General features: G+C 39.2%; 12 protein-coding genes and 1 riboswitch. Of the genes, 7 read left to right on the top strand and 5 right to left on the bottom strand.

The features are described from left to right. Positions 1 to 58 precede the first annotated feature (58 nt). The 7 genes from MKY49_RS03860 to thiW all read left to right on the top strand — a co-directional run bounded on the left by MKY49_RS03860 (position 59) and on the right by thiW (position 6,691). Positions 59 to 601: a helix-turn-helix domain-containing protein gene (locus MKY49_RS03860; protein ID WP_274795777.1), complete on the top strand. Its 543-nt coding sequence runs from the start codon at positions 59 to 61 to the stop codon at positions 599 to 601. Between the two features lie 16 nt (positions 602 to 617). Continuing rightward, positions 618 to 1,724 carry an ABC transporter ATP-binding protein gene (locus tag MKY49_RS03855; protein ID WP_312504765.1) on the top strand — a complete coding sequence of 369 codons (1,107 nt, stop codon included), beginning with the start codon at positions 618 to 620 and terminating at the stop codon, positions 1,722 to 1,724. Then, complete coding sequence (locus tag MKY49_RS03850; RefSeq protein ID WP_274795775.1) at positions 1,714 to 2,523, top strand: ABC transporter permease; 810 nt, start codon at positions 1,714 to 1,716, stop codon at positions 2,521 to 2,523. The genes MKY49_RS03855 and MKY49_RS03850 overlap by 11 nt, the downstream gene beginning before the upstream one ends. Continuing rightward, positions 2,520 to 3,317 carry an ABC transporter permease gene (locus MKY49_RS03845; RefSeq protein ID WP_274795773.1) on the top strand — a complete coding sequence of 266 codons (798 nt, stop codon included), beginning with the start codon at positions 2,520 to 2,522 and terminating at the stop codon, positions 3,315 to 3,317. Before MKY49_RS03850 ends, MKY49_RS03845 begins: the two co-directional genes overlap by 4 nt. Beyond that, a complete protein-coding gene (locus MKY49_RS03840; protein WP_274795772.1) occupies positions 3,314 to 4,387 on the top strand; it encodes an ABC transporter substrate-binding protein in 1,074 nt (357 codons plus the stop codon). Before MKY49_RS03845 ends, MKY49_RS03840 begins: the two co-directional genes overlap by 4 nt. A 341-nt stretch (positions 4,388 to 4,728) precedes the next feature. Beyond that, the gene (locus MKY49_RS03835; RefSeq protein ID WP_322611373.1) at positions 4,729 to 5,925 is read left to right on the top strand and encodes an MFS transporter; all 1,197 of its coding nucleotides are present in this window, start codon (positions 4,729 to 4,731) and stop codon (positions 5,923 to 5,925) included. A 65-nt stretch (positions 5,926 to 5,990) separates the two neighbouring features. Next, a riboswitch (TPP riboswitch) is annotated at positions 5,991 to 6,098 on the top strand. A gap of 92 nt (positions 6,099 to 6,190) precedes the next feature. Further along, positions 6,191 to 6,691, top strand: a complete 501-nt coding sequence (thiW, locus tag MKY49_RS03830; RefSeq protein ID WP_274795769.1) for an energy coupling factor transporter S component ThiW — start codon at positions 6,191 to 6,193, stop codon at positions 6,689 to 6,691. A 1,167-nt stretch (positions 6,692 to 7,858) separates the two neighbouring features. Here the strand turns inward: thiW and MKY49_RS03825 are convergent. The 5 genes from MKY49_RS03825 to MKY49_RS03805 are packed head-to-tail and all read right to left on the bottom strand — an operon-like array spanning position 7,859 to position 15,515. Beyond that, positions 7,859 to 10,456 (bottom strand): VWA domain-containing protein, encoded by a 2,598-nt coding sequence (locus tag MKY49_RS03825; protein ID WP_341385654.1) that lies wholly within the window; start codon positions 10,454 to 10,456, stop codon positions 7,859 to 7,861. Continuing rightward, the gene (locus tag MKY49_RS03820) at positions 10,440 to 12,185 is read right to left on the bottom strand and encodes a vWA domain-containing protein (RefSeq protein WP_341385653.1); all 1,746 of its coding nucleotides are present in this window, start codon (positions 12,183 to 12,185) and stop codon (positions 10,440 to 10,442) included. The genes MKY49_RS03825 and MKY49_RS03820 overlap by 17 nt, the downstream gene beginning before the upstream one ends. Before the next feature lie 11 nt (positions 12,186 to 12,196). Next, complete coding sequence (locus tag MKY49_RS03815) at positions 12,197 to 13,072, bottom strand: DUF58 domain-containing protein (RefSeq protein ID WP_274795766.1); 876 nt, start codon at positions 13,070 to 13,072, stop codon at positions 12,197 to 12,199. Continuing rightward, positions 13,069 to 14,064, bottom strand: a complete 996-nt coding sequence (locus tag MKY49_RS03810) for an AAA family ATPase (RefSeq protein ID WP_322611370.1) — start codon at positions 14,062 to 14,064, stop codon at positions 13,069 to 13,071. Before MKY49_RS03810 ends, MKY49_RS03815 begins: the two co-directional genes overlap by 4 nt. 11 nt (positions 14,065 to 14,075) lie before the next feature. Continuing rightward, positions 14,076 to 15,515, bottom strand: coding sequence for a hypothetical protein (locus MKY49_RS03805; protein ID WP_341385652.1), 1,440 nt, complete (start codon positions 15,513 to 15,515; stop codon positions 14,076 to 14,078). Between the last annotated feature and the right edge of the window lies 1 nt (position 15,516).

The following is a 15,516-nucleotide window of genomic DNA, read 5'->3' as shown; positions in this document are numbered from 1 at the left end:
AAGTAAACTTCATATTTCTAAAGTTTATGATTGCTAAACTTCTTCTAGGAGGGAAAAGATGCAAATAGGAGCAAAAATTAAAGCGCTTCGTTTAAAAAAGGGTCTTACCCAAGAGGAACTTGGAGAACGTACAGATTTAAGCAAAGGATATATATCCCAATTAGAACGTGATTTGAACTCACCTTCTATTGAAACATTATTTTCGATTTTAGAAGTTTTAGGGTCAACACCTAAGGACTTTTTTGATGATGAATCACCTGAACAGAAGGTTGTTTATACAGAGGAAGATCAATCTACCTATACAGATGAAGAAAAAAAATATGAAATTCAATGGCTGATCCCCACATCCAATGAGAAAGAAATGGAGCCCATTTTCTTAACGTTTGCTGCTAATGGTGAGTTTAAACAGTTTGAGCCATCGCTCTCAGAAACTTTTATTTATGTGGTCAAAGGGCGTATTCGTCTCGTTTTAGGGAATGAACAGTATATCGCAAGTGAAGGTAATGCCCTTTATTTTGACGCGACAGACCATCATCAAATTTTTAATGCTCACGCTGCAGAAACGAAAATTTTACTCGTTGCAACGGATTCATATTTATAGCTAAGGAGGCGCATCAATGACAACGAATTCAATTATCCGCTTTGAAAATGTTTCAAAGGCCTATAGTGACGGTACTGTCGTCTTAAAAAATATTAACTTAGAGCTTGAAAAAGGTAAATTTTATACACTTCTTGGTCCATCTGGTTGCGGGAAAACAACGATTTTACGTATTATTGCAGGTTTTACAGAACCAACAACAGGTGATGTGTTTTTCCACGATAAAAAAATTAATGCAGTGCCTGCCAATGAACGTCAGGTCAATACGGTTTTTCAAGATTATGCTCTGTTTCCGCATTTAAACGTTTTTGAAAATGTTGCATTTGGACTACGCATTAAGAAGCTGCCTGAAACTGAAATAAAAGAACGTGTCGCTGAAGCCCTGAAATTTGTCAATTTAGCAGGCTACGGCAACCGAGAAATCTCCGAGATGTCTGGTGGTCAACGTCAACGTGTGGCGATTGCACGTGCCATTGTCAATGATCCTGAAGTCATTTTACTGGATGAACCATTGTCAGCATTAGACTTAAAGCTACGTACTGAAATGCAATATGAATTACGTGAATTGCAGCAACGTCTTGGTAAAACCTTTGTATTTGTCACTCACGATCAAGAAGAAGCACTAGCGATGAGTGATGAAATTTTTGTCTTAAGTGAAGGGGAAATTCAGCAATCTGGTACACCAGTAGATATTTATGATGAACCAATTAATCGCTTCGTAGCTGATTTTATTGGTGAATCTAATATTGTGCCTGGTGTAATGATTGAAGATTTCAAAGTGGAGTTTACTGGCAAAATTTTCGAATGTGTCGACCAAGGGATGAAGCCAAATGAAAAAATTGATATTGTCATTCGTCCTGAAGATTTAGAAATGACAACAATTGAAAGAGGCAAACTTGTCGTAAAAGTGGATACTCAACTATTCCGTGGCGTTCATTATGAATTATCTACGTACGACAAGGATGGCAATGAATGGTTAGTTCATTCATTGAAAAAAGCAGAAGTAGGGACAGAAATCGGCTTAGACTTTGATCCTGAGGCGATTCATGTAATGCGTTTAAACGAAACAGAGGAAGAGTTCGATAAACGATTAGAGTCATATGGAGACGACGAAGATGCAAACTAAGACATCGAAATCAGCGTTATTTCCATATGTCTTATGGATTGCCTTTTTCGTTATCGCGCCAATTGCACTCGTTGTTTATTACTCCCTACTCGATTTACATGGCAATTTCACGCTCGATAACTATAAAGCGTTCTTTACTTCTGTTTATTTAAAGATGACATTGAGTTCGTTTTGGTATGCATTTTTAATTACATTCTTTACTTTAGTAATTTCATACCCAACTGCATATTTTCTAACGAAAACAAAGCATAAGCAACTTTGGCTACTGCTAATTATTATTCCTTCATGGATTAATCTATTGTTAAAAACATATGCCTTTATCGGTATCTTTGGTTTATACGGACCAATTAATGCATTTATCGAAGTTTTTGGCTTCGATCCAAAGCAAATGCTCTTTACGGATATTAGCTTTGTCTTTGTGTCAGTCTATATTTTTATTCCATTTATGATTTTACCGATCTTCAACTCGCTAGATCGTTTAAACCCAACACTTATTTATGCATCCCGTGATTTAGGAGCATCTGCCTTTACTACCTTCCGTCGTGTTGTTTTACCACTGACAATGGATGGCGTTAAATCTGGGATTCAAGTCGTCTTTATTCCTGCTCTATCACTGTTCATGATTACGCGATTAATTGCTGGGAACCGTGTTATTACACTTGGTACAGCGATTGAACAGCAATTCCTTGTGACACAAAATTGGGGCATGGGTTCAACTATTGCTGTGTTTTTAATTTTATTCATGGTAATCATTATGCTAATTACGGGACAAAAAGATAAAGGAGGTCGCGTACGATGAACAAACTATCTACATCAGCCAAAGTCTATTTAACGATTGTTTTTATCGTTCTGTATGCACCAATCTTCTATTTAATCTTTTACTCATTCAATAGTGGCGGTTCCATGAATAATTTCGAATCCTTTACATTAGAGCATTATCAGGCTGTTTTTGAGGATTCACGTCTACTCGTTATTTTAATTAATACTGTAATTGTTGCATTACTTTCTGCTTTAATTTCTACTATTATTGGGACGCTCGGGGCCATTGGTATTGTCACAGTCAAAGACTCAAAAATGCGCAATACTTTACTATCGTTAAACAATGTCTTAATTGTCAGCCCAGACGTTATTATCGGGGCAAGCTTCTTAATTTTATTTACAATGGTTGGCATTAAATTAGGTTTTGCTTCTGTTTTATTAGCACATGTCGCATTTAGTGTACCGATTGTTGTATTAATGGTTCTACCTAAACTACTTGAAATGAATAAATCATTAATTGATGCAGCATTAGATTTAGGGGCAACAAAAAAGGATGTCATGATGCGTGTTATTTTACCTTATATTCAACCAGGTATTTTTGCAGGCTTTTTCCTAGCTCTTACTTATTCATTAGATGATTTTGCCGTGACATTTTTCGTTACTGGTAATGGCTTCAGTACATTATCGGTTGAAATCTACTCAATGGCGCGTGCAGGAATTTCTCTAACGGTTAATGCTATTTCTGGTTTAGTATTCTTTGTTACTGTTTTAATCGTCGTAGGGTATTATTTCATTACAAGTCGTACAAGTAAAAGAATGGAGGGGCAACGATGAAGTCTTTAATTCAAGCAACCATCGCCATTCTTGTTGTTTCAGCCCTTTTATTCTATGCGGCGGACGCCTTAAGTGCAGGTGGCGGTAAAAGTGGAAAAAACACTTTAACGATCTTTAACTGGGGAGAATATATCGACCCTGACCTATTAAAGCAATTTGAAAAAGAAACAGGTATTCATGTCATCTATGAAACGTTCGACTCCAATGAGGCCATGATGACAAAAATTCAACAGGGCGGAACAGCTTACGATATTGCTGTCCCTTCTGAATATATGATTGAAAAAATGAAGGAAGAAAATTTATTGATTCCTTTAGATAAAACGAAAATCCCTAACTTAAAAAATATCGATCCTTACTTCTTAGATTTACCATTCGATGATGACAATAAATATTCCGTTCCTTATTTTTGGGGAACAGTAGGCATTGTTTATAATCCGAGTCTTGTTGGTAATTTAGATTTCTCTTCTTGGGAAGATTTATGGGATCCTTCATTAAAGCGTAAAGTCTTTTTAGTAGACGGTGCTCGTGAAGTCATTGGAATGGGCTTAAACAGTCTAGGCTATTCACTGAACTCATTAGATAATCACGAACTACGTGAAGCGACTGATAAGTTAATCACACTAGCACCCAATGTAAAAGCCATTATTGGTGATGAAATTACACCATTAATGATCAATAATGAGGCATCTGTAGCCCTCACTTGGTCTGGGCAAGCAGCCGATATGATGTATGAAAATGAGGAACTAGATTTTGCTGTACCTGACGAAGGTTCGAATTTATGGTTCGATAATATGGTTATTCCCAAAACATCGAAAAATATCGATGGTGCCCATGCCTTTATCAACTTTATGCTAAGTGCTGAATCTGGTGCTCAAAATGCCGATTATGTGGGCTATTCTACGCCTAATATTGCAGCGATGGACTTAATGGATGAAGAAGTTGTTTCTGATGAACGCTATTACCCTTCAGAGGAACAACGAGAAACATTAGAGGTCTATAAAAACTTAGGGCCAGACTATTTAGGAAAATATAATGAATTGTTTTTAGAATTTAAAATGAGTATACGATAATTTAAACTAGCGAATTGGTTCACACACCAATTCGCTAGTTTTTATCTGCATGCATATTCATTATAGTTAAAAAACAATTCAGTTCTTTCTGTCACAGAAACTTTAGTATATGACCACATTTTCACATACCCCTTCTATCATGCAATTGTCAAATGAATAATTTATTATTTAAAACTTAGAAATATAGCATCACATGTCATCTTAAATAACCTAAGAAGAAAACTTTTGTGGAAAACCATTCTAAATATCGAACCACTTCAATAATCTTAACTAATAGCCAAGCGATAATTCTTTATGATAGACTGTACTATATTTGATTACAAAAAAAGGGGGTTTATTCGATGACCCAGCAGAAGTCCAATAAGGCGGCTTTGTATATTTTAATGTTTAACATGTTTATCGCAATGGGGAGTATTGGGATTATTATTCCTGTCATGCCTGAGTACTTAAAAATATTCGGTGCAGCAGGACAAGTTCTAGGTATGCTTATTGCAACGTTCGCCTTAGCTCAATTCGTATTTTCTCCAATTGCTGGGAATCTTTCGGATCAGTATGGTCGAAAAAATTTAATTATTTTCGGTCTTATCGTGACAGGTCTTGCACAAATCGGCTTTGGCCTTGCTACAGACGTATGGATGCTCTTTCTAGCACGCTTTTTAGGTGGTCTTGGTTCTGCATTTGTTGCACCTCCTATTATGGCTTTTGTAGCCGACGTCACAACCTATGAAGAACGTGGGAAAGGAATGGGTATGTTAGGTGCTGCTATGTCTCTTGGTTTTATGATAGGACCTGGTATTGGTGGCTTTTTGGCAAAGGTAAGCTTACACTTCCCATTTTTCACAGCTGGAGCTGCTGCCATTGTAGCATCTATTTTATCTTACTTTTTATTACCTTCTACCAAACCAAACACTGCTCAGCAGAAACAAAAGCAAGACAATCTGGCGAAGCAAATGGCTCGTTCCATACATATGCCTTATTTTGTTATGCTCATAATTATGCTCGTGTTCTCGTTCGGCATTGCTAATTTCCAAACGACTTTGTCCTTATTCGTGACAGAAAAGTTTAATTACACACCCGTAGATATCGCGATTATTTTAGTTGTCGGTGGTGCTTTTGGGGTCGTTGTACAAATGTTTATTATTACACCACTATTTAATCGTTTTGGTGAAATGAAAGTCGTATTAGTCAATTTATTTATTGCATCCGTTGCTATTTTCTTAATATTATTCGTTTCTGGGTTTGCCCTTATATTAGTTGTAGCAACTATTTTCTCTACAGCAACAACACTAATTCGACCAGCTGTTAATACGCTAATCTCAAAGCTTGCAGAGAAAGAACAGGGATTTGCTGCAGGCTTGAATAATGCTTATATGAGTCTTGGTAATATGATTGGACCAGCATTAGCAGGTCTATTATTCGACTGGAATATGAACAGCCCGTATATTTTTGGCTCCATCATATTATTAGCATGTTTCTTCCTTGCGCTTGTCTGGACATTGAAAAAAGCACCTCATTTAATGCATCCAGATACAAAGTAGTCTGAAAAATCATTGACTATTTTTAGCAGTATGTTACATTAATGTTGGTCAACTAATTAAATAAAATTAACCACTAGGGGAGTCTTTAAAAGGCTGAGACGTATATGTTTAGATACGGACCCTTTGAACCTGATCTAGTTCATACTAGCGGAGGGAAGTGGCGCTACTTGCTATTATCATTGTATACGCGAGGCCGCTTCCTATTGTTTTTAGGTAGCGGCCTTTTTATTTCCCTAGTGAAACTTTATCAAAAGGAGTGAACTTGATGTCAATTCGTAAATTAACGGTCATGGCTTTATTAGTAGCTATTGCCGTAGCAGGCTCTACCTTTGTCTCCATCCCGACAGGAATTGCACGTGCCTTTCCCATCCAGCATGCAATTAACGTGGTAGGTGCAATTCTATTAGGGCCAGTTCCTACAGTCCTAATTGCCTTTGTTACTGCCATCATTCGAATCCTTACAGGGACAGGATCATTATTAGCGATCCCTGGCAGTGTTATTGGCGCATTATGTGCTGCTCTCGCTTATAAATACAGCAGTAAAATGTGGTTAGCTGGCATTGGCGAAATCATTGGAACAGGAATTCTTGCTTCACTGATTGCTGTACCTTATGCAAAGTTACTAATGGGGACCTCCGTAGCTGCCTTATTCTTCATGCCAGCCTTTTTAACATCCAGTACTATAGGTGCTCTTTTAGGCGTAGTGATTGCTAACAGTTTGCGGAAGACCGTCCTAGTAAAGAGCTTTAATTCTTCACTTTATTGAGTGAACGGGTTCTGTGTTTTTATATAGTATTAGATGGAGAAATTTAATTATATCTGATGATAACTTTGTTTGTTCTTTTAGAGCGAGGACATTTGCTTTTGGAGCGCTTACCTGTCTCCTTGGAGCGCTTTCCCTCATATTTGGAGCGCTTTCCTTTACTTTTGGAGCGGATACTCCAACCCTTGGAACGCTTCTCCTTCCTTTTGGAGCGGATACAACACCCTTGAAGCGCTTTCCCTTACTTTTGGAGCGGATACAACACTCTTTGGAGCGCTTCCCTTCACTTTATGAGCGGATACACCACTTTTTGGAGCGCTTTCCTTTACTTTTGGAGCGGATACTCCAACCCTTAGAGCGCTTTCCCTTACTTTTCGAGCGGATACACCACTCCTTGGAGCGCTTCTCCTTACTTTCGAGCGGAGACCTGTCTCCTTGGAGCGCTTTCCCTTACTTTTCGAGCGGATACACCACTCCTTGGAGCGCTTTCCCTTACTTTTGGAGCGGATACATCACTTCTTGGAGCGCTTTCCCTTACTTTTGGAGCGGATACAACACTCCTTGGAGCTCTTTCCCTTACTTTTGGAGCGAATACACCACTCCTTGGAGCGCTTTCCCTTACTTTTCGAGCGGTTACCTGTCTCCTTGCAGCACTTTCCTTCACTTTATGAGCGGAGACCTGTCTCCTTGGAGCGCTTTCTTTACTTTTCGAGCGGTTACCTGTCTCCTTGCAGCGCTTCCCTTCACTTTATGAGCGGATACACCACTTTTTGGAGCGCTTTCCTTTACTTTTGGAGCGGATACACCACTCCTTGGAGCGCTTCTCCTTACTTTCGAGCGGAGACCTGTCTCCTTGGAGCGCTTTCCCTTACTTTTCGAGCGGATACACCACTCCTTGGAGCGCTTTCCCTTACTTTTGGAGCGGATACATCACTTCTTGGAGCGCTTTCCCTTACTTTTCGAGCGGATACAACACCCCTTGGAGCGCTTTCCCCCACTTTTCGAGCGAGGATCCCCCTTCTTGGAGCGTTTTCCTCAACTCTATAAGCAGTTACACTTCTTTGCAGTGCACTCACCCTCACCGCTCAATCGAGGACTACTTTTTCATTCACCTCAAAGAATATAAAAAAGCAGTACAAAACTGTTTCGTTTTGTACTGCTTCTACTATATTACGATCTTTTTTTCATACCCTTTAATAATTGGGCAACATTGGTGTCTTCTGCCTGTACAGGTTTTTCCTCAACGAGCTGTTCTTTTTTCTTCGGTTTTGTGAGGAAGCTCCAGCCAAAACGCCTTATTGTAATATCAATAAAGAATAGTAGCATGCCTGCTAGGAGAAGCCATGAGGCAATGTTTTGACGGTCCGCTCCTTTTTTTGCAAAGTCACGGAAAACTTCTTGTGGTTCCTTTAAGACAGATCCACCAGTTTGTTTGGTTAATTCTTCTACTAAATGTTCATTTACAGGAAGTAGTTCATATTCAGCACTATAAGGAACGCTTAGTCCTGCTTGATATATGGCCTGCTTTTCATCAGCTATACGGAAGAAAATTAATCCTGGTTCAGCCTGTACAGTAGCTCGAACTTGAGAGGTCGAAATGGTTTCAAGTTGTGTTTCTAGCTCTTCACCTGCTTCATTAACTGCTACAATATCTAAAAATGCTGCTTCATTTGTAGGATCTGTAATCATAAAGGAACCATCTGTTTCCAATCTCACATCGTAGGCAACATCATTATAACTAGGAAGCATTTGTGAAATAAGTGTTTGCCAAAATGTCCCCCAATCCTGCCATCTTGCCCAATCTCCTGTCCATTTTCCGGTAGAATCGGATGTAAAGGCGAATGTTTTACCTAGACCGTATTGCCACTGTGCTAACACAGGATCTTCCTTCTCACTTTCTGCAATGACGGTAGCTCCTTGTTTAGCTGTTGTCCCAATATATGCATTCATTTGAGGGACACCATTAGCAAACAGTGTATTCCAACCTGCCGCATTATAGATTGCTGGATAAAATGGGTTATCCTCAATATAGGTACGGGAAATCATAGCTGTTTCACGAGATAAAATAGAAGGAATGGTTTGCTCATCAATAACATCGTAGAAACGACCACTGCCCATGTCACTTAGCGCTTCTAGTAAGTTTGCGTCGGCATCTTGACCAATCGCAACAGTCGATAATGTAATACCGTTCTCTTTCCCATCAGCAATTAAATCTTCATAATTCCCTGACTGTGATTGCCCATCTGTTAAGAGAATAATATGCTTACGTTGCAGCTTTAGATCTGCAAGATTTTCATAGGCTTTTGCAAGTGAACTATAAATCTCTGTTCCACCACCTGGTGTAACGGATAAAATCGTATCTACAGCTTCTTCTTTACTACTCAGAGGCGCTGTCTCTATAATCTCCCATGGCCGATCATCAAAGGCGATAAATCCTAATGTATCTTCATCGCGCAACATTTCTACTGAACGTGCAGCAGCTTCCTTAGCAAGCTCGAGCTTGGACCCAGACATACTGCCAGAACGATCGAGTACAATGACTAATCCTAATGAAGGTAGTTGCTCTTTTCCCTTTATTTCCATTTCTACAGGTAATAAAGTTTCAATTGGCGTTTTGAAATAGCCCCCTAAACCAAAACTGTTTTCCCCTCCAACCATGGTGAAACCTACACCAAAGTTTTTGACAGCTTGCTCAATAACACTCATTTTTGCCTCACCTACTAAATGGCCAGGAACATTGTCAAAAATGATTGCATTATATTGCAAATAGCTGGACAGTTCATTTGGTAAACTTTTAGGCTCGATAACATCAAAGGCTATGGATTGACTACCAAGTGCTGCTGCGATAGGTGAGGCTGTTTCGTAACCATTGACAATGAGTAAATGTGGTTCACTTTGCACCATTGTGACACTTGTTAACTTATTGTTTTCAAAAATAGCATCCTGTCCTACTTGTACAACAGCCTCATATTTTACTAGTCCTTCAGCAGTCGCTGCGTGCTTATAGGTAAACATATTCGTACCTTCATTAAGCTCAATAGACTCACGATGAATAAGCTCATCATTTTCATATAATAGCAGCTCACCTTTACCTGCTGCTGTTGCATAAATCTCTGTCACTAATTGTTGCTGCTCCCCTACATAAGCAACTTGAGGGGATACAAAGCTTTTTAGCGAAACATCATGCACAACAGGCTGACTAAAAGGTACAACATCTACACTAATGTTAGAGTCTTTTAACCTTGTAGCGAATTCTAAGACATCTCCTTTTGTCTCATTAGCATCAGTTAATAGCACAAAACGAGTTGCTTTTTTTGGATTAACAATACCGGTTGCCAGTTGGAGACTTTGTTCAATATTCGTTTGATCGGTTGCTTTTATTTCAGTAAGCTTCGGTACTTCCTTTAGCGTTTTTGATAATATGGCTTCTGTTTGTAAAGTGGAAGAAAAAGAATACACCCCTGCAAGCTGTTGATCCTTTTTCGATTGTAGGCTTTCCTGTATAAACTGAACCATCTCATCTTCTGTACCATTCATAGAAGCAGAACGGTCTATTAAATACACAATTTGTTCTTCTTTTATGGGCAATAATAGATAGGGACCAGCTAACGCAAAAACTAAGCACCCTACTGCGATTATGCGAATAGCAAGCACAACAACATGACTCTTTTTTAGTCGCTGCCTTTCACGAAAATAAGTCCATCCAAAATAGAAGAACAATGGAAGTAATAGCAACAATACTAATGGCCAATCAATTCGTAAATCCACGACGTCGTTGCACCTCCCACTCTGAAACAAGCAATATTAAAATAATAATAATAAGCCAAGGTACGAAAGATGCCTTTGATATTTCTTCCTTCCCATTGTCTGGGATGTCACCTAAGGTAAAGCTTGTCCCTTGTTCAATGACACGTTCTTGTGCTTGTAATTGCACGATAAAATGTTTTTCCTCATTATTTGAACGAACCATATAAATACCTGGTTGTTTTGGTGCAATTAGCATGCCATTCGTGATAGATGATTGAAACTCATCTTCTTGTGAATAAACACTCCAGTCTCCTTGTGCTAAAGCAACCGCACGCTGCTCATTTGGTGTGAAAATACCAAGGGAACCAACAGATTCTGATAATTGCTGTTCAATACTCCATAAAAATAGCGGGAATGATGGATGTAATGGCCAATCTGTATCAGCAATATCGGCTAAAACAATGATATCCCCTTTCGGAGAACGTTGAATGAAAGGCTCATCCCCCACAGAAGCAATAGTTTGATAATCTGCAAATCCAGGATAAATAGCACTTACAAAAACATCCTTTAGTTCACTAAATGCAAATAAGGCGTCACTTTGAATACTTATTGTGCCCTTTACTTCCATCTTTTCAGCATCATCACGACCAAATAACACAAGAGGCTTTTCCATTTTCTCCAATAAAGCCGTTTGGTTCGTAATCACATTCGCATCCAGATTGTCTGCTACTTGCAGTGATGGAACGATTTTCACCCCACTACTAACGGTTTGAAAGCCTTTTTGTATCAACTGATGCATGCTTTGATCAACAACCATTTTTGAAGTTTCGGTTTGAAGTAGAACGGTTTGTTGATTATCTACCTGATAATCATCTTTTGCATCGATAAGTGCAGTCATTGACTTTGTTAAAGGTAAATTTTTGAATGTTTTTGTAATAGCTTCATTGGGAGGCACAACTACACTTTCTGCTACAACCTCTTTCCCTTCAGCATTTTGCAAAGCTAGTGTTACCTTTTGCTCGTCAGGTGTATCGTTATGTAGCTGTACAAGTGCCATCGTAACCTGTCCATCTGTCGTAGCAGCAAATCGTGTAATAGCGATGTTTGTTAAGTCCTTTGGAGCCCCTCTTACTAGCCATTTCACTGAGTCTTTGTCCATCGGTAATTGTTTTTTATTAAGTGTATCTGTAAAAACATAAATAGAAGTTGGCGTATCACCAACAAATGCCTGTGCAACATCAAGTGCCTTGTTTATTTCTGCGGTTTCATAGGTTACTTGTAAATTTTTAATCGCTTTTTCAATTTCATTTGTGTTTGTTTCTCGCTGTAAAACGGCTTGTGGAGTAGCACCAGTTGTTATTAATGTGACAGGTCTCCCATTTAGCTCGCTCATTAATGACAACATTTCCTGTTTATGTGTATCAAAGGTTGATTGATCTTTACCTGCTAGCATCGTAGCTGAAGTATCAACGATAAATATCGTTTGTGCACCAACAATCGTAGATTTTTTAACATACGGATTCATGAGTGCCAATACAAGCAGCAATAAGGCAAGCAGCTGTAAATAAAGTAAAGCATTTTTTTGTAAATGCTTTAAATAAGGCGATACACGGGTTTCCTGCATAATTTCAGACCAAAATAAAGTTGAAGAGACAGTTTGATCTGTATACTTTTTACGAAAGAAATAATAAAGTAGGACAATGACCGGGATGATGGCCGTCCAGCTAAATATAATTTGACTAAAGCCCAATACGGCTCACCTCACCTAATCCAATGTGCTTTTAATAATTGTTGGAAAATCGCATGTTGAAAACCATCTTCCACTTTCAATTGTATTTTTCGAACGCCAAAGCGACGACAAATGGCCTCTAACTCTTCTTCATGTAATAATCGCCTTGCATGATAGGTTTCTAGAACTTTAGAGGACATCGTTACATTGACATCTTTACCTGTTTCACGATCTAGGAGGCGGACATCACCGGAATAATTGGGTGAAAGCTCCTCCTGGGTTACAATTTGCAACATGCGAACATCGCCTGCATATCGTGGTAACCTTTTTAACAGCTGTTCCCATTCCTCAATTGGCTCTAACCCATCTGTGATAATGAATAGCACAGTACTATCTTTAGGTAAAGCTTTTAATGCCCCCTGGGCGAAACTGCTAGAGAAACTAGCTTCCTCTATTTCAGTCACTACCTGCAAAAAAGCACGGCGATACATTGCACCCTTACGTCGAAATGGCGGTTTTCCTTCATGTTGGACAAATGAAAAGGATAGGCGATCATCTCGCCCTAGTACCATTAAACCGAGGGACGCCACTATTTGACGAGCAAATAGCCATTTGGCTTCCTCTCCCATCGATTTGGTAGTATCTAGCAATATATGGACACGCATCTCTTGTTCATCTAGAAACCTTTTAATAAAGTATTTATTTGTTCTCGCAAAAACGTTCCAATCTACTTGACGAACATCATCACCTAAATGATATTCTCGAAAATCTGAAAAATCGAGGGAGGCCCCGAAGCGCTGTGAACGGTGTGAGCCCTTATGTTGCCCACGTAGTTTGGAGGCCGTCGCTACTTGGAAACGACTGATTTTCGCTAACCAGTCTTCGGGCAATAAGTATTTCTCTGTCACTTGCTTATACCTTGCTGAACTTTTTCTAAAATAACATCAATTACATCATCTGTTGTTTTTCCTGAAGCCTCCCCTTCATAATTCAACAACATCCGATGACGTAAAACTGGTTTTGCCACGGATTTAATATCTGCTACAGAAACATGGAAACGTCCATTCATCAATGCTCTAGCTTTTGCCAATTTTATTAAGCTTTGCAATCCACGTGGACCACTGCCATACATAGCATATTGTTTAACCTCATCAAGAGCATCTGATCTTTCAGGATGTGTAGCCACCACTAGGTCAGTTGCATATTCTAACATTTCATCGGCAACCATTACTTCCTTCACCATTTGTTGTGCTTCGATAAGAGCCTCTGTATTCATGAGCTTCTGTAAATCAATTTCTTGAGCGCCTGTCGTTCGTTTCATAATTTCCATAAGTTCATTTTTTTCAGGGTATGGCACAAGAATTTTACAAAGGAAACGGTCCATTTGCGCTTCAGGTAATGGATAAGTTCCTTCCATCTCAATTGGGTTTTGCGTTGCTAATACGAAAAAAGGTTTCGCCATTTTTTTCGTATCCCCCAAAATCGTCACCGTTTTCTCTCCCATTGCTTCTAACAAAGCACTTTGTGTTTTTGGTGTTGCACGATTTATTTCATCGGCTAACACCATCTGACTAAAGATTGGCCCCGGTTGAAATGTAAATTGCTGCTTACCATCAGGTGTACGTTCAATCATACTCGTTCCTGTTATATCTGCTGGCATAAGATCTGGTGTAAATTGAATACGTGAAAACGACAGATCAAGTACTTCAGAAATTGTACGAATTAACATCGTTTTCCCTAAACCTGGTAAACCCTCTAACAATGCATGACCATCCGCTAGTACTGCAAACAATGTATAATCAATTGCTTCTTCCTGCCCAACAATGAAACGATGAATTTCTTCTTTAACTTGTTGTAATTTCGTACTCATTTCAACATACTGTTGCTCTGTAAATGCCATTTCTTTTCCTCCTACTGCGACTCAATTGACGTGAAATAAGATTGCACGACATTTTGTAAATCCTTCGGTAACTGTAAACGCTCTGAGCTTTCTAAATAGCTGTCTTTATAGGAACCAATTACCTCTTCATAAGGTCGAATGGAGCCCTTTGTTATGGGGCCATTTCCTTGTTGTTCAGAAACATGCGTACCATCTCCTAGTGTTCCACCATCCACAGATGTTTCACTGGATCCTCCAACCCGATTCGGTGTCGTTAATAGATTTCGACTACCCTGACCACTACCTGCTCCTTGACCTTGGCCCTGTCCTTGACCCTGTCCTTGGCCTTGACCCTGTCCTTGACCCTGTCCTTGACCTTGGCCCTGTCCTTGGCCTTGACCCTGTCCTTGGCCTTGACCCTGTCCTTGGCCTTGACCCTGTCCTTGGCCTTGACCCTGACCTTGGCCTTGACCCTTACCATTTGGTTGTTGTGAACTACTTTGGGCATTATTTTGACCAGACTGACTTGGCTGATTACTTGGTTGAGAATTACTTGATGATTGTTGATTGTTACTGTTTCCGGTACTAGCATTGGCAATCGCATTTTGTAAGGAATTACTTGCTGGTTTACCAAGCTTACTCATAGCTGTTTGTGTGGCATTTGCATTTTCTGTTAGATCTTGCTGCATTTGAGCAAGTTCTTTTAGCTGCTCAATCTCATCCTTCGATAATTCTTGATCTTCTGTAGCGCCATCTTGACTAGCTGTTTGTTTATCCTTTAATTGCTGCTCCTTTAATGCTAGCTCCTTTTGTTTTTTGACAACTTCTCGTAAAGCTTCTTCTGCTGTTTCAGTCTCTTTTAAAGTATTTTGAAGTTCTTGCAATTGCTCTTTTACTTCTTTTGTCTGTGCCTTTTTCTCTAGTTCTGCAACTTCTTTTTTCATATCTTCAATTACAGCTCGTTCTTTTTCAACCTCTATCGCTTCTATTTGTGTAGCTGCCGGGAACATATAAAGAATAGCTAGGACAACTATTGTAATAAATAGACCGATAAACGCTTTAGGACGAAACATATTTTTCTTTCGAGCCTTAAAATCCGCAAAAGCTTTTTCAACATTCTCTATGGCTTTAGATAATAAAGATTGAACAAGGGGGTCCTGATCATTTTTAAATGATAGCGCTGTAACTAACTCATTGTGTGAAAAATATTGATCGAGTGTATGCAAAGCCTCTTTCTCGTTAACACGTCTCCACCATATGTAAACAATAGTTACAATCATAACGGTAACAAAAACACCAATCGCTATTTGACGATAATATGGCCAGACAAATAATCGTGAAATAAGGACGAGAGAAGCACCCGAAAGCAATGCAAAAAACAAGCCATATTGTGCAATAGGAAGGCTTCTTTCAAAAGTTAAACTCGACTTTGCACGCTGAATATATTTTCGTAATTGCTTACGCCGCTCCATA

Origin of the sequence: Lysinibacillus sp. FSL M8-0134, from assembly GCF_038069745.1 — a bacterium.
Taxonomy (GTDB): domain Bacteria; phylum Bacillota; class Bacilli; order Bacillales_A; family Planococcaceae; genus Lysinibacillus; species Lysinibacillus irui.
The sequence above is the reverse complement of the archived record's forward strand: the minus strand, read 5'-3'. Positions and strand labels throughout refer to the sequence as shown.